General features: G+C 61.0%; 20 protein-coding genes. 5 read left to right on the forward strand and 15 right to left on the reverse strand.

Going from position 1 to position 18,498, the window contains the following annotated elements; genetic code table 11:
* Positions 1–184 (reverse strand): LysR family transcriptional regulator (locus C9413_RS03275; protein ID WP_170250182.1); only part of this gene is annotated, 184 nt, incomplete at its 3' end.
* A 95-nt stretch (positions 185–279) separates the two neighbouring features.
* Here C9413_RS03275 and C9413_RS03280 point away from each other — a divergent pair.
* On the forward strand, positions 280–1,245 hold the full coding sequence (locus C9413_RS03280) for a quinone oxidoreductase (protein WP_039845555.1): 966 nt from the start codon (positions 280–282) through the stop codon (positions 1,243–1,245).
* A gap of 76 nt (positions 1,246–1,321) precedes the next feature.
* Entirely contained in the window at positions 1,322–2,464 is a 1,143-nt protein-coding gene (locus C9413_RS03285; RefSeq protein ID WP_039845556.1) for an alpha-hydroxy acid oxidase, read from the forward strand.
* 330 nt (positions 2,465–2,794) lie between these two features.
* Here C9413_RS03285 and C9413_RS03290 read toward each other — a convergent pair whose 3' ends face one another.
* The 13 genes from C9413_RS03290 to C9413_RS03350 form a co-directional block, all read right to left on the reverse strand.
* On the reverse strand, positions 2,795–3,535 hold the full coding sequence (locus C9413_RS03290) for a metallophosphoesterase family protein (RefSeq protein ID WP_039845558.1): 741 nt from the start codon (positions 3,533–3,535) through the stop codon (positions 2,795–2,797).
* 2 nt (positions 3,536–3,537) lie between these two features.
* Positions 3,538–3,894, reverse strand: coding sequence for a hydroxyisourate hydrolase (uraH, locus tag C9413_RS03295; RefSeq protein WP_039845559.1), 357 nt, complete (start codon positions 3,892–3,894; stop codon positions 3,538–3,540).
* Positions 3,891–4,391 carry an ureidoglycolate lyase gene (locus tag C9413_RS03300; RefSeq protein ID WP_039845560.1) on the reverse strand — a complete coding sequence of 167 codons (501 nt, stop codon included), beginning with the start codon at positions 4,389–4,391 and terminating at the stop codon, positions 3,891–3,893. Before C9413_RS03300 ends, uraH begins: the two co-directional genes overlap by 4 nt.
* A gap of 3 nt (positions 4,392–4,394) precedes the next feature.
* Positions 4,395–4,757, reverse strand: a complete 363-nt coding sequence (locus C9413_RS03305; RefSeq protein WP_039845561.1) for a DUF86 domain-containing protein — start codon at positions 4,755–4,757, stop codon at positions 4,395–4,397.
* Positions 4,754–5,047 (reverse strand): nucleotidyltransferase family protein, encoded by a 294-nt coding sequence (locus C9413_RS03310; RefSeq protein WP_039845562.1) that lies wholly within the window; start codon positions 5,045–5,047, stop codon positions 4,754–4,756. The genes C9413_RS03305 and C9413_RS03310 overlap by 4 nt, the downstream gene beginning before the upstream one ends.
* Before the next feature lie 57 nt (positions 5,048–5,104).
* Positions 5,105–6,127, reverse strand: coding sequence for an allantoicase (gene alc / locus C9413_RS03315; protein ID WP_039845563.1), 1,023 nt, complete (start codon positions 6,125–6,127; stop codon positions 5,105–5,107).
* Positions 6,128–6,625, reverse strand: a complete 498-nt coding sequence (gene uraD, locus C9413_RS03320) for a 2-oxo-4-hydroxy-4-carboxy-5-ureidoimidazoline decarboxylase (RefSeq protein ID WP_039845564.1) — start codon at positions 6,623–6,625, stop codon at positions 6,128–6,130. It lies immediately after the preceding gene.
* Complete coding sequence (puuE, locus tag C9413_RS03325; RefSeq protein WP_039845565.1) at positions 6,625–7,548, reverse strand: allantoinase PuuE; 924 nt, start codon at positions 7,546–7,548, stop codon at positions 6,625–6,627. Before puuE ends, uraD begins: the two co-directional genes overlap by 1 nt.
* A gap of 115 nt (positions 7,549–7,663) precedes the next feature.
* Positions 7,664–7,966, reverse strand: coding sequence for an AzlD domain-containing protein (locus tag C9413_RS03330; RefSeq protein ID WP_039845566.1), 303 nt, complete (start codon positions 7,964–7,966; stop codon positions 7,664–7,666).
* Positions 7,963–8,628: an AzlC family ABC transporter permease gene (locus C9413_RS03335; RefSeq protein WP_052451643.1), complete on the reverse strand. Its 666-nt coding sequence runs from the start codon at positions 8,626–8,628 to the stop codon at positions 7,963–7,965. Before C9413_RS03335 ends, C9413_RS03330 begins: the two co-directional genes overlap by 4 nt.
* A gap of 106 nt (positions 8,629–8,734) precedes the next feature.
* A complete protein-coding gene (locus C9413_RS03340; RefSeq protein WP_039845568.1) occupies positions 8,735–9,592 on the reverse strand; it encodes an AraC family transcriptional regulator in 858 nt (285 codons plus the stop codon).
* 47 nt (positions 9,593–9,639) lie between these two features.
* Positions 9,640–10,347 (reverse strand): DUF1045 domain-containing protein, encoded by a 708-nt coding sequence (locus C9413_RS03345; protein ID WP_039845569.1) that lies wholly within the window; start codon positions 10,345–10,347, stop codon positions 9,640–9,642.
* A 112-nt stretch (positions 10,348–10,459) separates the two neighbouring features.
* Positions 10,460–11,638, reverse strand: coding sequence for an FAD-binding oxidoreductase (locus tag C9413_RS03350; protein ID WP_170250183.1), 1,179 nt, complete (start codon positions 11,636–11,638; stop codon positions 10,460–10,462).
* Between C9413_RS03350 and mnmD the strand changes: the two genes are divergently transcribed.
* Positions 11,637–12,353, forward strand: a complete 717-nt coding sequence (gene mnmD / locus C9413_RS03355) for a tRNA (5-methylaminomethyl-2-thiouridine)(34)-methyltransferase MnmD (protein ID WP_039845571.1) — start codon at positions 11,637–11,639, stop codon at positions 12,351–12,353. The two genes, C9413_RS03350 and mnmD, sit on opposite strands and share 2 nt — an antisense overlap.
* Here mnmD and C9413_RS03360 read toward each other — a convergent pair.
* Positions 12,350–15,730 (reverse strand): response regulator, encoded by a 3,381-nt coding sequence (locus C9413_RS03360; protein WP_039845572.1) that lies wholly within the window; start codon positions 15,728–15,730, stop codon positions 12,350–12,352. The genes mnmD and C9413_RS03360 overlap by 4 nt on opposite strands.
* A gap of 252 nt (positions 15,731–15,982) precedes the next feature.
* Between C9413_RS03360 and C9413_RS03365 the strand changes: the two genes are divergently transcribed.
* Together C9413_RS03365 and C9413_RS03370 are read left to right on the forward strand one after the other, a co-directional pair.
* Positions 15,983–16,435 carry a hypothetical protein gene (locus tag C9413_RS03365; RefSeq protein WP_082046542.1) on the forward strand — a complete coding sequence of 151 codons (453 nt, stop codon included), beginning with the start codon at positions 15,983–15,985 and terminating at the stop codon, positions 16,433–16,435.
* A gap of 351 nt (positions 16,436–16,786) precedes the next feature.
* On the forward strand, positions 16,787–18,436 hold the full coding sequence (locus C9413_RS03370; RefSeq protein WP_039845573.1) for a DEAD/DEAH box helicase: 1,650 nt from the start codon (positions 16,787–16,789) through the stop codon (positions 18,434–18,436).
* The last annotated feature ends 62 nt before the right edge of the window (positions 18,437–18,498 follow it).

The following is an 18,498-nucleotide window of genomic DNA, read 5'->3' on the forward strand; positions in this document are numbered from 1 at the left end:
CCACACCCCGCAACACTTGCCACCGCCCTCGCCGGTCGAAGAGCTTCACGCCCATCTGCGCCACCAGGCCGGCGACGCGGCGAGCGACCGTCGCATGCTCCACGCCGAGCGAGCGGGCAGCGCCGAGCAAAGTGCCAGTCTGCGCCAAGGCCGCGAAATAGCGAAGATTTTCCCAATCGAACATTGATCATTTTTTCCCATCAATTGGCAGACAATAGGGAATTTCCGACCAACAGGCCATCGGCCATGATTGCTGCGACAGCAAATCGGAGCAGAGTCATGGACAAGATCGTTACAGTTCAGGCGCCGGGCGGTATCGAGCAATTGCAGGTGCTGGAGCACACACCGCAGCAGCCTGGCCCCAATGAGATCCGCATACGGCATGAAGCAATCGGCATGAATTTCGTCGACATCTACCATCGGAAGGGCATCTATCCCTTGCCAGCCTATCCGGCAGTCCTGGGCGTCGAGGGCGCGGGCATCGTAGAGGCTGTTGGTACCGGCGCCGTCGAGGTGAAGCCGGGTGACCGTGTTGCCTATGCCGGCGTAGTCGGCGCCTATGCGGCAACGCGCCTGCTCCCCGCCGCGCGCGCCATACGACTTCCGGACGAAATTCCATCACGCCTCGCCGCAAGCTCGATGCTGAAGGGCATGACTGCCTACATGCTGCTGACGCAGACCTACAAGGTCTCCCCCGGCACGGTCGTCCTCGTGCATGCGGCAGCCGGCGGGCTCGGCGCCATTCTGGTTCAGTGGGCAAAGGATCTCGGAGCAACAGTTATCGGGACCGTCAGTTCAGCGCAAAAGGCAGTGCTCGCCCGCAATCATGGCGCCGACCACCTGATCGTCGGGCGCGACGCGGATGTCGTCGGCGAAGTGAAACGGCTGACTGGCGGCCGCGGCGTTGATGCCGCCTATGACGGCATCGGCGGCAGCATGCTATCCAAGACCATCCAATGCCTGCGGCCATTCGGCGTCGCCGCAACGATCGGCCAGGCCGGCGGCCCGATACCGCCTGTCGCTGTCGAGGAGCTGCGCCCCGGAAAATCTCTCGCCCATCCGAGCATCATCGCCTATGTCGCCGACCTCGATAACTACGCAGGGGCGGCCAAAGCCGTGGTCGAGATTCTGCGTTCCGGCATCACCGCAACGATTGCCGGAGAATACGCTTTGACCGACGCCGCCAAGGCGCAGCACCTCCTCGAAGAAGGACGTGCCGCGGGTAGTTTCATTCTTGTTCCATAGGCGACGAAAGAGATACCCACCGGCTTGGAAATCATGTTAAGGGCCACGGCACTATCCAGATGCGAAAGTCTCGTCCATGGCCACTCCTCTCACCATCGCTGACCTCAAGCAACTCGCCCAGCGCCGCGTGCCGAAAATGTTCTTCGACTATGCGGATTCCGGTGCCTGGACGGAGTCGACCTATCAGGCGAATGAGAACGATTATGCCAAGATCAAACTGCGCCAGCGTGTACTCGTCGACATGACGAACCGCACGCTGGAAACGACGATGATCGGCCAGAAAGTCTCGATGCCGGTGGCGCTCGCGCCAACCGGCTTGACGGGCATGCAGCATGCCGACGGCGAGATGCTGGCTGCACGGGCGGCCGAGGAATTCGGCGTTCCCTTCACGCTCTCGACCATGAGCATCTGCTCGATCGAGGATGTCGCCTCGGTGACGACGCGGCCGTTCTGGTTCCAGCTCTATGTGATGAAGGACAAGGACTTCGTCATGGATCTCATCAATCGCGCCAAGGCGGCCAGGTGCTCTGCGCTGGTGCTGACGGCTGACCTGCAGATCCTCGGCCAGCGGCATAAAGACCTGCGCAACGGCCTCTCCGCCCCGCCGAAATTCACGCCGAAGCATATCTGGCAGATGGCGACGCGCCCCTTCTGGTGCCTCGACATGCTGAAGACGAAGCACCGCACCTTCGGCAACATCGTCGGCCACGCCAAGAATGTCTCCGACCTCTCCTCGCTGTCTTCCTGGACGGCCGAGCAGTTCGATCCGCAGCTCTCCTGGGCCGACGTCGCGTGGATCAAGGAAAAGTGGGGCGGCCCGTTGATCATCAAGGGCATTCTCGATGTCGAGGACGCGAAGGCCGCAGCCGAGACGGGAGCCGACGCAATCGTCGTCTCCAACCATGGCGGCCGTCAGCTCGACGGCGCCCCTTCCTCGATCAGCATGCTCCCGCAGATCGTCGATGCCGTCGGACATAAGATCGAAATCCATCTCGACGGCGGCATCCGCTCCGGCCAGGACGTGCTGAAGGCCGTGGCGCTCGGCGCCAAGGGCACTTATATCGGCCGTCCCTTCCTCTACGGCCTCGGCGCCATGGGAAAAGAGGGCGTGACACTGGCGCTCGGGATCCTCCGCAAGGAGATGGACATCACCATGGCGCTCTGCGGCAAACGCGACATCAACGACGTCAACTCCTCTATCATCGTCGGACGGCAGTAGCGCTCGCAAGCTGAGGAACCGTCCCATTTCAAGTCATCGCGCAATGCAAGATAAAGCCGCGCAATCGCTGTTGCCAACAAAAGCCGCGCGTGCACTTGCGATTGCCGCGGAGGAAAAGGTGGGTACCGCCAAGGCCGTAGAGATCGCCGAACGTGTCGGCATGGGCGAAGGCCTCGCAGCGCAACTGCTATCCTATCAGGCCAACAAACCCATCTTGGACAGGCTCATGAAGGAAGCAGGCTTCGATGGCGACAATGCCGTTTCGTCTCTGCTTGACAATCTGGGTGAAACCTGGCGCACCGAAAGGGATTCACGAAGACGACTAGACAACTATCGAATCCAGCCCGTTGCCAGCGCGGCCGCCCAGTCGGGGCGGCCGTTTGCTTTTGCAAGTCTCGACATCGACATGTGATCGTAGGCGACCTTGCGGAAACAAGGTGTCCAGCCGGACGCGGATTTCTCCAGGATGGCGTAGCTTGCCATCGGATGGCCAGTCTCCACCTTGTGCGGATAGGGTTTGTCATCGTCATAAGCCGGGCCGCCGACGCTGCCGGGATTGACGATGAGGCGGCCGTCGCGAAGCTGGACAAGGCGCGAAATATGGCTGTGGCCGCACAGGATCAGCGGCAAATCGATCCCGTCTGCGAGCGCCTCGATTTCTTTCAACGGCTTCAGAAACACATGGCCTTCCGGAGCGACGGACTCCAGCCAGTAGAGATTGTCATTCTTAGGCGTCGCGTGGCAGAGATAGGCTTCACCTTTGTAGATAAGGTCGCTCGGCAGAGATCGCAGCCAATCGAGATGACGCGGCAGAAGCTGCTGATAGGCAGCTTTGTCGGAAGCATGCATGGATTCCGGCTTCTGCTCGATCAGATAGCGGTCGTGGTTGCCGCGGACTGTCGGAAGGGCGAGCGAGAGAAGCAGCTCGGCGGTCTTTCCTGCTTCCAGAGGGCCACTGAAGCAATCGCCGAGATCGACGATATCCGAAATGCCCTGCGCGCGGATATCGGCAAGCACGGCCTCCAGAGCCAGATGGTTGCCGTGGATATCGGCGATCGCCGCAAACCGCATGGCTAGCTCCCGCGATAGGTGGAATAGCCGTAAGGCGAGATCAGCAGCGGAACGTGATAATGCGCGCCGGTGTCGGCGATGCCGAAGCGGATCGGTACAAGATCGAGAAAGGCCGGATGCGGCAGGGGCAAGCCTAACGCGCGCAGATAATCGCCTGCATGGAAGAGCAGTTCGTAGGTTCCTGCCTGGAAATTCGCGCCTGAGAGGATCGCGCCGCCGTCGACACGGCCGTCCGAATTGGTCTCGACCGTCTTGATGTGATGGCGGATATCGCCCTCCAGGCGAAAAAGGTCGATCCTCAGTCTTTCAGCCGGCTTACCGGAGGCGGTGTCGAGAACATGGGTCGTCAGTCCGGTCATTGAGCTGGCTCGCTGATTGTGTATGGGGTTTCGAAGAAATGCTCTTGCAGATTGTCGCCGGGACCGTCCCTGTCGACAACGAGAAAGTCGCTTTGTTGGTTGAGCACGAGCAGCGGGTGATGCCAGACGTTGCGGCGATAATTCACGCCCTGGTCGCCGTGTGCGAGGAACACCTGCGGCCTGCCGGGCTTTCCGTCCTGATCTTCCGAAACCACGACCAGAAACGGCCGCCCGGAAAGCGGCGAGAAGCTCTGGCTGCCGAAAGGATGCCGCTCCATCATGCCGATCTCATAGGGAAAGGCGCGCGGCTGACCGCGGAAGAGATTGATGATGACGCGTGCGCCCTCGCCTGCCGCCTCGGCCGTAGCCAGCGCATGAAAGCGTTCCGTCGTGCCGCCGTTGATGTACCGCATTGTTGCCGGATCGGCCTCGATAACGTCGCCGAACGGCGCGAATGCAGTTTTGGTGAGAGGCTGGATGTCGAGAAGGTCTGTCAAATGTCATTCACCCTGGGCGTGCCAGTGACGCAATCCATGCAGTTGATCGAGAAGATCGGGGATGGCTGTTTGCGCAGTTTCCCAAACGGTGTCCAGGTTCATGCTCATATAGCCGTGAGCGATCCGGCTTCTCATTCCGCGCATCTTTTGCCAGGGCACGTTGGAGAATTCCGCTGCAAACTCGGGATATTCCTCCATGATTCGCGATGTTGCCGCGCCGATCATCAGGAGGTTCATTCCGACTGCGCGCTGTCTCACAAGGTCCCTCAGAAATTCATCCTTGCTCATGTCCTTGACAAAATCGATGGTTTCGAATGCGACCTGCTGCATCTCGTCGAGATAGGTTCGAAGCCGATCGATACTCATACAGGCTTGGCTTCCTGCAGGACCCGGCTGCGGACACGTTCGGGAATATCGCCTGGCGTCAGAACGTGGATTTCCGTTCCCGACATCAGCGCCTGCAACTCCTCCAGCAACCCGCCGAGATCGAAAAGCGTCGTCCCCGGCAGCGCATCGACGAGAATATCGAGATCGCTGTCCGGCCTATCCTCGCCGCGGGCCACGGAACCGAAAATGCGCGGGTTCGCCGCCTTGAAACGCGTCGTGGCGTCGCGGATCGCCTGCCTGTTCTTTTCCAGCACTTCCGAAGGCTTCATCGAGGCATCACTCCTGATGCCTCGAATATAGGGGAGCGGCGATAAAGAAGAAAGAACTCACCCCTTCACCCCGAAGAGCCGCAGCCGCATGATGCCGCCATCTGGATGCATCGCGATGCGGACATGCGTCACCGGCCCGATATCGGCGATGGCATCCGCGCCATATTCGTGGATGTGGTCCATCTGCAGCTTGGTGCGTGTCAGGATCGGCTTCCAGTTTTCCGAAGCCGCTGTATCCACTTCGCTCAGAGTATCGCCAAGATCGGGCAGATAGGCGCCGAGAAGCTCGCAGGTGTCCGGGAAATTGCCCTTGAAGAAGGCGGTATCGACTATGACGCGCTTGATTGTGCCGGGGTGGCCAAGGCGGATCACAGCCCAGTCGTGACCCGGGCCGCGGCGGCGCTTGGTTTCCCAGCCGTCGCCCATATTGATGCCGCGACCGGGGCCGAGCATCTTGTCCGGGTGGCCGTAATGGGCGTCCGACCAGGCAAGCGACTTCGCGCCATTGAAGATATAGCCGAGGTCAACCTCCTCGCTCGCACCGACCTTCGACCAGTCGAAATAGGCCGAACCGTAGACGCGCAGGCGCGCGACGCCGCCATCGGGATAGATATGCAGGCGCAGATGCGTCCAGATCTTCTCCTTGCCGGCATTCTCGAAGAAGTGATGTGCGCTTGGCCCCAGAGGCGACTTCGCGAGGATTTCGGTCCACACCGTTGCGTCGGTCGGATCGCCGTCGTCGACGAAAACGGCGTCGATCGAGCAATGCGGCGGATAGTTGCCGGTAAAATAGCTGGTATCGACGTCGAAGCCGAAGATGCGGCCGGGCATGGCAAGCTTGACGATCGCCCAGTCATGGCCGGGCACGCGCTTGCGGCGGCTTTCCCAGCCGTCCATGTACTTGCCGTTGTCGTCGTAAAGATCCGCATCGAAGCTCGCCGGCACATCCTGCAGCATGCGCTCGAGCGGCGCAAAGAACTCGTCCGTCGCATAGAGGCCCCTGGCGCCGAGGCGCGCAGACGCAAGGTTGATCGCGCCGTTCGCGAAGGACGGCAGGCTGGCATTGGAATTGTCGGTCATTCACTTCTCCGGAAGCATGGATGTCAGTCGCAAAAGCGCAATCTTTTCGACCTCAGCGCAGGCGGTCGCAAGTTCCTCGTCGCGGCTGTTGCCGATACGTTTTTCGAAAGCCGCAAGAATATCGTCCTTGTTCAGTCCCTTCACCGCGACGATGAAGGGAAAGCCGAATTTCTGGACATAGGTGGCGTTGAGTTCGGTGAAGCGGGCATGCTCTTCGCGGCTCAGCCGGTCAAGTCCGGCACTTGCCTGCTCCTTCTTGCTGTCTTCCGTCAGTTCGCCGGCGACTGCCAGGCGTCCGGCAAGATCGGGATGGGCGCGAAGAACGCCAAGACGCTCCTCCTCGCTTGCCGCGCGGAAGATCGCGACGAGCGGAATGTGCACCTTGTCCACAGTCAACTCTTCGCCAATGAAACCGTCGTCATAAGCGCGCTCTGCAATGAAGGACGAATGTTCGAAAACACCGCCGAAACGCGACACGAATTCATCCCGCCGGATCATCAGGTCATGTCCTGCTTGTGGTTCTTGTGCCAATGCTCGGCAATCTCGATGCGGCGAGGGATCCACACGTTGTCGTGCTTCAGCACATATTCGATGAAACGCTTCAGGGCTGCAGCGCGGCCGGGCCGACCGACCAGACGGCAATGCAGGCCGACCGACATCATCTTCGGATTGCCGGCCCTGCCTTCTTCGTAGAGCATATCGAAGGCATCCTTGAGATACGTGAAGAATTGATCGCCGGAATTGAAGCCCTGCGGCGTCGCAAAGCGCATGTCGTTCGTTTCAAGCGTATAAGGAATGATGAGGAACGGTTTGTCATCAATCCCCTTCACCCAGTAGGGCAGGTCGTCGGCATAAGAGTCTGACGAATAAAGGAACCCACCCTCCTCTTGAACCAGCCGCAGCGTATTGTCGGAGGGCTTTCCCTGGTACATGCCGTAGGGGCGCTCGCCGGTGAGCTCGGTGTGGAGACGCACCGCCTCGAGAATGTGCTTGCGCTCGAGGTCTTCCGGAAAATCCTTGTACTCCAGCCATCGGTAGCCATGGCTGGCGATCTCCCAGCCGGCTTCCTTCATCGCCGCGACGGCCTCCGGATTGCGGGCCATCGCAAGCGTCACGCCGTAGACGGTCGCCTGAACCTTGAGCTCGGTGAACATGCGCCAGAGCCGCCAGAACCCGGCACGCGAACCGTATTCGTAGATCGATTCCATGTTCAAGTTGCGCTGGCCCGGCCAGGGCGCTGCTCCCACGATTTCCGACAGCAGGTTCTCGGACGACGCATCACCATCGAGGATCGAGCTCTCACCGCCCTCTTCGTAATTGATGACGAACTGCACGGCGAGGCGGGCCTCGTCCGGCCATTTCGGATCGGGGGTATTGCGACCATAGCCGACGAGATTGCGCGGATAGGTATCGGAAGCCATCAAATCACCTTTTGAAAGTCAGGCGAAACGGTAGCACCCGGAGACGGAATGTCGAGACGGAAATGCGAAACTGACTTTCGCCGCTACGGCACAAGTCGCCGCCTTTGCGGCTGGGTCATATGCCTGCGGCCCGCAATAGCGCGACGCAGAAGACGCCGAGCGCCACGGAAAAGAGCATCGGCAGACGGAGTGCTGCAATGGCGGTGAGTGCGCAGGCGATCGTTTCCGCAATGCCGGTGGCAAAGGCGGTCGGCGCGACGACCGCCATCAGAACGGCAGGCGGAATGGATTCGATCGCCTTTCGGCGGCTTCCCTCCAAGGACACATGCCACATGAGCACAAGACCGCTCAGGCGCGTGAGCACCGTCACGGCTGCCATGGCGATGATCGCGACAAGGGTGGAGAAATCGACTGTCATTGCGTCACCTCCACGCGCCGACTGCCGCTGGCGACTGCCGCAAGCAGACCGGCGACGGCGCCGGCTGCGACATACCAGACGCCTGGTACGAAATGTTGGGTCGCTACCGCGGCCGCACCGCTTGCGATAAGTACAGCGCCGGTTTCCGGTCCCTTCCAGAAGCCCATGACGAGCACGATGAAGACGGCCGGAAAGGCGAAATCCAGTCCAAGCGCCACGGGATCACCGAGGAAAGCGCCGAGCGTCGCGCCCGCAAGGCCCGAAAGTACCCAGGCGAGATAGAAGGGTGCGGCAAGCCCAGCGAACCAGGCGGGCGTGAGCCGCGCAAGACCGGCGCGGAATTCCGCCATCGCCCAGATCTCGTCTGCAAGAAACAGGCATGCGAAATAGCGCCTGCGTCCGCCAAAAGCCTGCATCTTGGTGCCGAGCGATGCACTCATCAGTACATGGCGGATATTGACGAGCAAGGCCGCAAAACCGACGCTCGTCCACGAGGCCGGATGCGTCCAGATATCCATTGCCACGAACTGCGAACCGCCGGCAAAGACCAGCGCGCTCATCAGTGCGGTCTCGACCGGGGAAAGCCCTTTCGTGACTGCGACCGCGCCGAAGACAAGGCCGATCGGTATGACGGCAGCGATGAGCGGCGAAATGGCTCTCATGCCGCCGAGGAACTCCGCCCATTTTCCATTCTCATTCACGACAGGATCTCCGATTTGATGCGGAGGTTTTAGAATGGAGATGAATGGTCGTCTTGAACGAAAGTGACTACCGCGCGCGATACTGGCCGGGCGTCACGCCGGTGCGCGCCTTGAAATGCCGGCTGAAATGCGCCTGGTCGGCGAAACCGCATTCGAGCGCAATGTCCGCCGGCTGTCCGCCAGCCTGCAGCTTGCGCCGGGCAACGCGAATGCGGATATCAGTGAGGAAGGCGTGCGGCGTGATGTGGAATTCCTTGCGGAAGGCGCGTATCAGATGCGCACGGCTGAGGCCCGCCACGGCGGCGAGTTCTTCAAGTCCGACATCAAAGGCGTAGTTTTCCATCAGGTAGTCACGGGCGCGCTGCACCCCCGACCGCTCCTGCGTGTCGATCGGCACGATGATTGAACTGCCGTGATGCCGAAACATGGCCTCGAGCACAAGGAACATGCCCTGACTGGTCTCCAGCGCACCGGCCCCCGATTCCAGCGCGCGGTGCGCATCATGAAAAGCCTCGGCAAGCCGGGGATCGCGGAGGATCTGCTTGCCGAAGGCCGGCATGCCGCTGAAGGTGCGGCCGGTGACATCTTCCAGGATTTCCCGGAAGAGTGACGTGTCCGGGTAGATCATCCGGTAGCGATAGCCGCCCTCGACAGGCACGCCATCATGGATTTCGCCCGGATTGATCAGATAGAGATCGCCCGGCCCCGAGCTTTCGCGCGCGCCCCGGATCGTCGCGATCTGGCTGCCGCTTTCGATAGCGCCGATGCTGAAGGTCTCGTGGGCATGCGGCGCGAACTCATGCGTCAGGAAGGTCGCGCTCAGGCATTCCATGCCGCCAAAACGGCTGTCGCGCCAGAATCGCGTCGTCTCCGCCCCAGACAGCGGCATGGCTTCGGTTGCCTGTTCCTGGGAGATGTTGTCCATCGTCCGGATATAGCATCTTTGGGCCGCCCATTCTTGAACAAAAGTGATCAGGCGATCTTGCGCGCGCTGACCTTGCCCATCGGATGCAGCGAATGGACGCGGAACGGGCCGCCTGCGCCTTCCTCGATCATCAGCGCGATGTTGGCGACGGTGACCGGCTCAGCGAGAACAGGCTCGAAGACGCTACGCAGCGCCTGCTCGATGCGCGGCATATCGACAAGATTGACAGGACCCGTCACAGGCATGTGGAAGCGGAACTCATCCATCACATAGGGATTGCCCCAGCGATGCAGATTGGCAAACTGCGCGGCCGAAAGCCCATCCGGATCGATGCGCTCGATCTCGGCTTCGGAAAGCGGTGCACGGAAGCGGTCGAAATGCTGCACGACCGCAGAAGCGAGATAGTGCATGTCTTCGCAGGGGACCGACGGCACGAGGCTGAAGAAATTGCGCAGGCGCGCAACCTCGATCCTTGGAATCCGGAACGGCTGGAAGCTGCCGGAAAAGCGCATCATATCGCGTAAAAGTTGCGTTTCCGAAACATCGGCTGCAAGGTGAAACGGCGCCCTCAACACACCATGGAAACCGTAGCGGCGCGGCACGGCAGTATGGAACGCTACGTCGTGGATGCCGATCCCGCCAATGGCTGGAGGTTCGACCATCTCGCCGGAAAAGACGTTGCGACCGAGCCAATTGGCCGCCACATGGCTGATCGGATCGCTCGGCGTAGGCGTGAAGCAAATGGCGTAGCGCATACAATCTCCTCCACAAGGAAGGGCGCGCAGACGATTCCGGCGCCGTCGATGCGCTAGCAGATAGGCGATTTGCATGACAGAATAACGAAAAGCACCAGCTTCTAATTCACGTTTAACGTGAAGCAGCGATGATATGGCTCGAAAACGCGAAACTTTCCGGCAGGGCGAAAGGTGCGGAACGCCCGTCGGCCATATGTACGGCAGCTTCGGCAAGACGGTGGGCAAGGCCGAAGCTGACTTTGAAGCCGCCGGTCAAGGCGATGAGCTTCGGATAAATCGGATGCGGACCGATCATCGGATCGCGGTCGATCGCCTTCGGACGAAGGCCGGCCCAGCGCTCGACGACCGGCGCCTTCCCAAGCACGGGGGCCATCTCGCGCGCCGCTTCGATCAGAGCGTCGAGTTGAGCATCGGTCGTATTGGGATTGTCAAAACGGTCCTCGCTGGTGCTGCCGATCGCAGCATGGCCGCCCTCATGAGCAATGATATAGAGGCCGTCGCGGAAGATGGTGGGAAGGGCGGGATCGATCTCGGCTTTCAACAGCGCCGCCTGCCCCTGGACCGGTTGGCCGAGCGGCCTTTCCAATCCGGGCGTGAACCGCTGCAGAAGCGGAAATGCCGGATGACCTGCCGCGACGATGCAGCGGCCAAAGGCGATTGTTCTCCCACCGGCGTCGGCGATCCCGCGTTCCGGTTCGAGACCGTCGACTGTAGCATTCTCGATAATGCTCACACGCTTTGCCTGCCTCAGAAAGGCGACAAGAGCGGCGACCAGCGTACGGGGTGCGACGCGGGCAGCAAGCGTGTCGTGCACGAAGCCGCTCGCACCAGCGGCAGGGTCGATCCAGCCTGTAACCGGCGGAGCATCTGCGACATGCCAATGGAAGCTGCGGCCGTGCCGATGCCAATGTGTTTCGGCATCGGCAAAATGGGTAAGCGCGATCTTGCGTAGATGCGGCTTCGGCAGCGGGATGATGCGCCCGGAGCGGCGGTAGCCTGTGGAAAGGCCGGTGGCAGCTTCGATCGCAGCGATCTCGGTTTCGGGGGAAACCAGCGCATCGAACTGGAACTGCTTCTTGGCATTCCATTTGTCCGGCAAATGCGGCATCAGCGCCCCGAGCAGCCCGCCGCTCGCGCCCTGCCCCAATTCACCGGCATCGACGAGGAGCGTGTCGATGCCAAACCGCTCGGCATGAACCGCCGCCCACAGCCCCATGATGCCGCCCCCGGCAATCAGCAGGCTGACGGACGATTGACCGGAGGAGATGGCCGCACTATCGGCTTTAGGCATGACAGAGATTGATCCCGATCAGAGTGGCAGCACGAGCCAGCCGCTCGAATGGCGCGACGGCGATATGCCTTATTCGCGGGCCTTTGGCGACCATTTTTATTGCCAGACGGACGGGCGGCTCGAATGCGGCCACGTCTTTCTGGCGGGCAATGGCCTGCCGGAACGGTGGACCGGCAAGGAAAATTTCCGCATTGGAGAGTTGGGGTTCGGCACCGGGCTGAACTTCGCGGAAACATGGCGGCAATGGAAAGCGCATCGCCAAACGGGTCAACATCTGAACTTCATTTCCTTCGAGCTTTACCCGATGCGCCCGCACGAGATCGGTCGCGCACTTTCGCACTGGCCGGAAATCGATGCCGAGCGGAAGGCGCTGACGGCGCTGTGGCCCGGCCAACCGAAAGGTACCGTGACGCTGGCATTGGACGAGCAGACGACCTTGAGCGTTGTCTGCGGCCCGGCAATCGATGGCGTTGCGGCTGCCGAACCCGGCTTCGATGCCTGGTATCTCGATGGCTTCGCGCCGTCGCGCAACGCCGACATGTGGTCGGAAGATCTAATGCGGCTCATCTGCGAGAAGACCCTCTCAAAAGGAAGCTTCGCGACCTATGCCGCTGCAGGCTTCGTCAGGCGCAATCTGATGGCGGCGGGATTTGCGGTCGAGCGGCGCAAGGGTTTCGCCGGCAAGCGCGAGATGCTCTGCGGCGTAAAACCCTAGCGGCCCGAGCGGCCGGGCAACTGCGCGCTCTTGCCGAGCCAGAGCTGGATTTTCTCTTCCAGCAGTTCGGGGCTGATCGGCTTCGACATGTAATCGTCCATGCCGGCGTTGAGACAGAGCTCGCGGTCGCTTTCGAGCGCATGCGCCGTTACGCCGATGATCGGCACGCGGTGGCCCTGTCCGCGCTCTCGGACACGGATCGCGCGGGTCGCATCGTGGCCGTTCATCACCGGCATCGAGACGTCCATCATGATAATCCGCGGCGCATGGCTTTCCCAGGCGTTGACCGCCTCCTGGCCGTTATTGACGACGAGGAAACTCAGGCCGGTGCCCTGCAGGATCTGCGTGAAGACGATCTGGTTCACCTCGTTGTCCTCGGCGACGAGCACATCGATGAAGGCCGTCTTTCGCTGTTTTGAGGACGGCGGCGCATAAGGCTCCGGTTCCCTCATCTCGGTTTCTGCCTGCAGGCGTGCGATTTCGGCTGCAGAAGCCCGCTTCACGCGGCTTGCGCGCACGACCTCGACGATCGTGTTGCGAAGAAGGTTGGCACGGGCCGGTTTCATCAGATGCGCATGGCCGTTGAGGGCTGCGAACTCCTTCTCCGTGCCGGAGATATCCATTGAGGTCAGGAAGATGATCGGCAGGCACTCGAAGCGCGCGTCGGCCCTGAGCCTGCGGGCGACTTCCGCACCGTTCATTTCCGGCATGTGATAGTCGAGCACCAGGGCATCGACCTGAACGCCGATCTGGTGTGCGGCCTCAAGGATGGCAATGCCGGTCCCGCCGTCTTCGGCAGCCACGCCGTCAAACCCCCAAAGCGGCAGCTGCTCGGAGAGAATGCGGCGGTTCACCTCGTTGTCGTCGATGACGAGCACGCGTGCGCCGCGTACATTGACGGGCAGCGGCTTGGGATCGAGGCGGGCGGCAGCGATGGCGAAGGGCAGGTTGACGGTGAAGACCGAGCCCTTGCCCGGTTCGCTCTCGGCGTTGACGTAACCGCCAAAGAGATCGACCAGACCGGCAGTGATGGCAAGACCAAGGCCGGTCCCCTCGTGGCGCCGCGTCGAAGAGGAATCGACCTGCGAGAATTTGTCGAAGACCGATTGCAGTTTGTCTGCCGGGATGCCGATGCCGGTATCCTCGATCCTGATCTCGACCATGACCTCGCCGTCCGAGCCAGGCCGGAAACCGACATCGACGAAGACATGTCCCTTCTCTGTGAACTTGACGGCGTTGCCCACGAGATTTGTGACGATCTGGCGAAACCGCCCGGCATCGCCGATGATTGCGGCAGGCAGGTTCGGATCGGCGCGCACCAGAAGCTCGAGATCCTTCTCAGCCGCGGGCGAAGAAAGCAGCGTCGCGACATCCTCGACCGCTTCCACCGGATCGAAGGCCGCCTTGCGCAGCGTCATCTGTCCGGCATCGATTTTTGAGAAGTCCAGAATATCGTTGATGATCGTCAAAAGCGCGTTGCCGGACTTGACGATGATGTCGATGAAGGTCTTCTGCCGCGGGTCAAGATCGGTCTTCGCCATCAGCTCGGCCATGCCGAGCACGCCATTCATCGGCGTGCGGATTTCATGGCTCATATTGGCGAGAAATTCCGACTTGGCGCGATCGGCGGCCTCAGCCCGTGCCAGCAGCGTCTCAAGCTCTTCCTCGCGCTCTTTCATTTCGGTGACGTCGGTGAAGAGCGCGACCCAATGGCCGCGCTCGCTGATCGTCGCCTCCATGTTCACCCAGCGCTCCCCGGCCACATGAAAGACAGTGGCAATCGGCTGCTTCGCAGCGATGTTTGAACGCCAATAGTGCAACACTTCGGCGGCGGGACTCTTGAAGTCGCCGCGATCGGCGCAGAAATTGAAGAGGTCGATCCAGCCGCGGCCCGCAACAAGGTATTCCGGCGGAATACGCAGAACTTCCGAAAGCGCATCGTTGGAGAGCTTGATGATGCCGTCCTGGACGATCGTCAAGCCTTGCGGCATGGCCCGCGTCGCATCCCGCATCAGTTCACCGAGGTGCTCCAGGGCAGCGCGCGCTTCATGGATTTCCTTCTCGCTCGCGCGAATGGCGCTCATATCGGAATAGGAGAGAAGAATGCGGTCGTTCGAGATGCGGCGGCTGTCGAAGATGATCGATTTGCCGTCCGACCAACTGAGTTCGATCGGCTCCTGCTCCCCATCCGAACCGAAATGGCGCTGGCGCTCCGCCAGGATCTCTTCCGGGCTGTGCTCGTGGCCATAGCGCCCGAGTTCACAATTACGGCGGATGACATCGATGAACGGCCGGCCGTCAAAACGATCGTCAGGCGGCAGATCGCAGATCGTGTAGAATTCGTCGTTTATGTAGAGGATATCGAGATTGTTATCGAGGATCAGCACGCCGACCGGCAGCGAACGCAGGATGTTTTCAATGTCGCGATGCAGGATTTCCGCGTGCTTCTGGGCCTCGATCAGCTTGGCTTCACGCTCCTTGAGCGGTGAGATATCCGAAAAAGAGCCGACAACATAGACCTTGCTATCCGGCGTCTGCACGCGATTGACGCGCGTCAAGATCGGATAAACTGTTCCGTCCGTGCTTGGAAGCTTACCTTCCACCTCCGTGAGCGAGCCGTCCTTGAGCGCCAGAGCGTTTTCCTCATAGATGCTGGCGCCATTCTCCTCGCCGAACATCTCAAACTCTGTGAGGCCAAGCACCTTTGACCGGACATGGCCCGTGAAGGTCTCGTAATACTGGTTGGCATAGACGAGGCGGTGCCGTTCGTCGCGCGCAAAAGCGGCAACCGGCAGGTCTTCCATGATGGTTCGGAGGAGATCGAGCTCGTTTACGCTCTCGTGCCATCCGGTTTCCGCGGACGATGCCTTGCCTCCGTTTCGATAAGCCGAATTGACGATCAGCGGGCGGCCGTCGTCAGCGAAAATGCCGACCGGATGATCGAGTTTTTCCAGCGTGGCACGGACGCGCTCGAAATCGGCGAGCAAAGCCTGATCCGGCCCCGAGAGAACCGGCCGGCGGGGCTGCGTGCGCGCCTCGAAGATACCGAAAACATAGGCCCGGTCTTGCGACGGCATGAAGCTCTCGATCCGGATCCGCTCATGCTCGGTTGCGGCAGCATCGAAGCAGATGGCAGTTTCTTCGGTGCCGAAGACGAGCGCGCGCCGCTCCTTGTCTTCACGCTCCTCCTCTTCCGGACGATCGAGAATTTCGCGGGTCCGACGGCCGATGAAATCGGAAATTTCCCTGCCGAAGAAGCGGGCATAGGATTCGTTGACGGCAACGTAGCGAAGCTCGCTGTTCTTGACATAGGCAGGCGTCTCCAGATCTGCGATCCGGCTGCATGCCAGTTCGAGAAGGTCCCCGCTCGATGTCAAAGATGTCGCCTCGCTGTCAGGAGAAGGAGTTTTGTTCTGGCATCCACTATAGGTGTAAGCCGTTTAACAAGGTTTTAACCATGACACGTTCCGGAAATCTGACCCCGGGACAACGAAGTTCGGCCCAAGTGTATCAGGAACTATGCTATAATCTCCCACGTTGTAAGACTGAACTCGATCAGTTGGCCGCGTTTCGCCACGGTTTCTCCTGACGGCTTCAAGAAACAAGTTCGTCTATGAAAGGAGACGATCATGTCCGTACTTCACAAAAGCATGGCGGCGGGCTTGATGGCGTTGACTTTGACTGGCACCTCCCTCATTCCGGCAACCCCGGCGGACGCCCGCGATGACTTTTGGGGCGGTGTTGCGGCCGGAGCAATCGGCGGCATCCTTCTCTCGCATGCTGTCCGTCCCTACCCTGGCTACGGCTATTATCCCGGACCTTACTATGGAGCCTACTCCGGGGCTTACTATGGAGCCGACTCCGGGCCTTATTACGGAGCCTACTCTAGGCCGTACTACAGGCCCTACTACAGCCCGTATCCGGTCTATCGGAGCTATTACCGGCCCTACCGGCCTTACTATCGCTCCTACTATCGGCCTTACCCGGCCTATTACCGCAATTATGGATATTGCGGTGTGGAGCGCCGCTACGATCACCGAGCGGACGTATGGGTCAGAGTTCGGGTCTGCCCCGGCTATTGAAGTGCCCCGGGTATTGAGGAGCATGTGTGGGCCACGCCGCCGCTCGTTTGGGCGGCGGCGCAGCACCTTTCTCTCGCTCGTCTCTTGACTTTCAACCTGAACTAGACCAAATGCAGGCCAGCTTTCACCTTCCGGCCGCCGCGTGAGCTGCCCCTGCGAAAAAAGACAAACGCAAGAAGAAGGATAAAAGCGCATTTCATAGGATGCCGCGATCCCAAGTGCGGCCAGAAGCGCTGGAAAGTTTTTCCAACACACAAGTTCCCACTTCACGCGGGGTTCTTGACGTCAGAATGATACCGGACCGCATGGTGTGATCCGGCACATCGTTTCGGCGCCCCGAAAGGTTATGACTTGACTAATTTTGAATCGCTTGGTGTCTCCAAGCCGATCGTCGCCACGCTTTTTCAGCTCGGCATTGAAACGCCGACGCCCATTCAGGCGCAGGCAATCCCTCTTCTCCTCGAAGGCCGCGATCTGATCGGCCTCGCCCAGACCGGCACTGGCAAGACGGCTGCCTTCGGCCTGCCGCTCATTGAAAAACTGCTCTCCGATGAGAGGCGTCCCGACAATCGCACGACGCGTACGCTCATCCTCGCTCCGACCCGCGAGCTGGTGAACCAGATCGCCGAGAACCTGAAGAACTTCGTCCGCAAGTCGCCGCTGCGCATCAATGTCGTTGTCGGCGGCGTGTCCATCAACAAGCAGCAGCTGCAGCTCGAACGCGGCACCGACATTCTCGTCGCGACCCCCGGCCGCCTCCTCGACCTCGTCAACCGCCGCGCCATCACGCTGACGGCGGTGCGCTACCTTGTGCTCGACGAAGCAGACCAGATGCTCGATCTCGGCTTCGTGCATGATCTGCGCAAGATCGCCAAGCTCGTTCCGAAGCGCCGCCAGACCATGCTCTTCTCGGCAACCATGCCAAAGGCGATCGCCGATCTTGCAGGCGAATACCTGACCGATCCGATCAAGGTGGAAGTGACGCCTCCCGGCAAGGCTGCGGACAAGGTCGAACAGTACGTCCACTTCGTCGGCGGCAAGAACGACAAGACGGATCTGCTGAAGAAGTCGCTTTCCGAAAATCCGGATGGCCGCGCGATCGTGTTCCTGCGCACCAAGCACGGCGCCGAGAAGCTGATGAAGCATCTCGACCACGTCGGCTATTCGGTCGCTTCCATCCACGGCAACAAGAGCCAGGGTCAGCGCGAGCGTGCCCTGAAGGCATTCCGCGACGGCGGCATCAAGACTCTGATTGCAACCGACGTTGCCGCCCGCGGCATCGATATTCCGGCCGTCAGCCATGTGTTCAACTATGATCTGCCGGAAGTGCCGGACGCCTATGTGCACCGCATCGGCCGCACGGCTCGCGCCGGCCGCGACGGCATCGCAATCGCGTTCTGCGCGCCGGATGAGGCACGCCTGCTGCGCGATATCGAAAGGCTGATGGGCATCGAGATCATCGTTGCCAGCGGCGAACCGCCGGCGCACATGCGCGCGGCCCCGCGCCGCGACAACGGCAACAACCGCAATCGCGGTGGCCAGGGCCGTGGTGGCGAAGGTCGCGGCGATGGCCGTCCGGGTGACCAGCGCTCCGGCAATCGCCAGGACCGCCGTCCGCGCCGCGAAGGCGACGCTGGCGAGGTCCGCGCGAACAACGAGGAACGCCGCGAGCGCCGTCCGCGTCCCGAGCGCCAGACTGCCCGCAACGAGGACTTCCGCGGCCAGCGCCGCGGCGAAGCGACACCCCAGGGGCCGGACAACGACCTCGTATCGACCTCCGATTTCCGACCGGCCAAGAAGCCGCAACAGCGCCCGCATGGCAGCGCCGATGCGAACCGCCATCATCCCGGCGGCGCCCGTAACGCGCACGGCCGCCCTGGCCGCAAGCATGGTGAGGATCGCGGCCAGCAGGCTCACGGTGAGCACCGCCAGGACGGCTCTGGCGGCATACGTCGCAAGGGCCCCCGCAATGGCGGCGGCCAGCGTCGCGAACAGGCTTGAATACAGAACTGAAAGAGGCCGGGTATCTTCCGGCCTTTTTTTGCTTTAAGCCTAGGTGAACG

This window comes from Rhizobium sp. SEMIA 4085 (assembly GCF_013004495.1).
GTDB classification, from domain to species: domain Bacteria; phylum Pseudomonadota; class Alphaproteobacteria; order Rhizobiales; family Rhizobiaceae; genus Rhizobium; species Rhizobium gallicum.

What these genes read in the sequence shown, in the direction of transcription:
- C9413_RS03330 (WP_039845566.1), bottom strand. Translation starts at nt 7,966, where the DNA reads ATGACAGTCGATTTCTCCACCCTTGTCGCGATCATCGCCATGGCAGCC.
- C9413_RS03345 (WP_039845569.1), bottom strand. Translation starts at nt 10,347, where the DNA reads ATGCGCTACGCCATTTGCTTCACGCCTACGCCGAGCGATCCGATCAGC.
- mnmD (WP_039845571.1), top strand. Translation starts at nt 11,637, where the DNA reads ATGACAGAGATTGATCCCGATCAGAGTGGCAGCACGAGCCAGCCGCTC.
- C9413_RS03340 (WP_039845568.1), bottom strand. Translation starts at nt 9,592, where the DNA reads ATGGACAACATCTCCCAGGAACAGGCAACCGAAGCCATGCCGCTGTCT.
- uraH (WP_039845559.1), bottom strand. Translation starts at nt 3,894, where the DNA reads ATGACCGGACTGACGACCCATGTTCTCGACACCGCCTCCGGTAAGCCG.
- C9413_RS03290 (WP_039845558.1), bottom strand. Translation starts at nt 3,535, where the DNA reads ATGCGGTTTGCGGCGATCGCCGATATCCACGGCAACCATCTGGCTCTG.
- C9413_RS03310 (WP_039845562.1), bottom strand. Translation starts at nt 5,047, where the DNA reads ATGAAGCCTTCGGAAGTGCTGGAAAAGAACAGGCAGGCGATCCGCGAC.
- puuE (WP_039845565.1), bottom strand. Translation starts at nt 7,548, where the DNA reads ATGGCTTCCGATACCTATCCGCGCAATCTCGTCGGCTATGGTCGCAAT.
- alc (WP_039845563.1), bottom strand. Translation starts at nt 6,127, where the DNA reads ATGACCGACAATTCCAATGCCAGCCTGCCGTCCTTCGCGAACGGCGCG.
- C9413_RS03280 (WP_039845555.1), top strand. Translation starts at nt 280, where the DNA reads ATGGACAAGATCGTTACAGTTCAGGCGCCGGGCGGTATCGAGCAATTG.
- C9413_RS03285 (WP_039845556.1), top strand. Translation starts at nt 1,322, where the DNA reads ATGGCCACTCCTCTCACCATCGCTGACCTCAAGCAACTCGCCCAGCGC.
- C9413_RS03335 (WP_052451643.1), bottom strand. Translation starts at nt 8,628, where the DNA reads ATGAGAGCCATTTCGCCGCTCATCGCTGCCGTCATACCGATCGGCCTT.
- C9413_RS03305 (WP_039845561.1), bottom strand. Translation starts at nt 4,757, where the DNA reads ATGAGTATCGATCGGCTTCGAACCTATCTCGACGAGATGCAGCAGGTC.
- C9413_RS03350 (WP_170250183.1), bottom strand. Translation starts at nt 11,638, where the DNA reads ATGCCTAAAGCCGATAGTGCGGCCATCTCCTCCGGTCAATCGTCCGTC.
- C9413_RS03365 (WP_082046542.1), top strand. Translation starts at nt 15,983, where the DNA reads ATGTCCGTACTTCACAAAAGCATGGCGGCGGGCTTGATGGCGTTGACT.
- uraD (WP_039845564.1), bottom strand. Translation starts at nt 6,625, where the DNA reads ATGATCCGGCGGGATGAATTCGTGTCGCGTTTCGGCGGTGTTTTCGAA.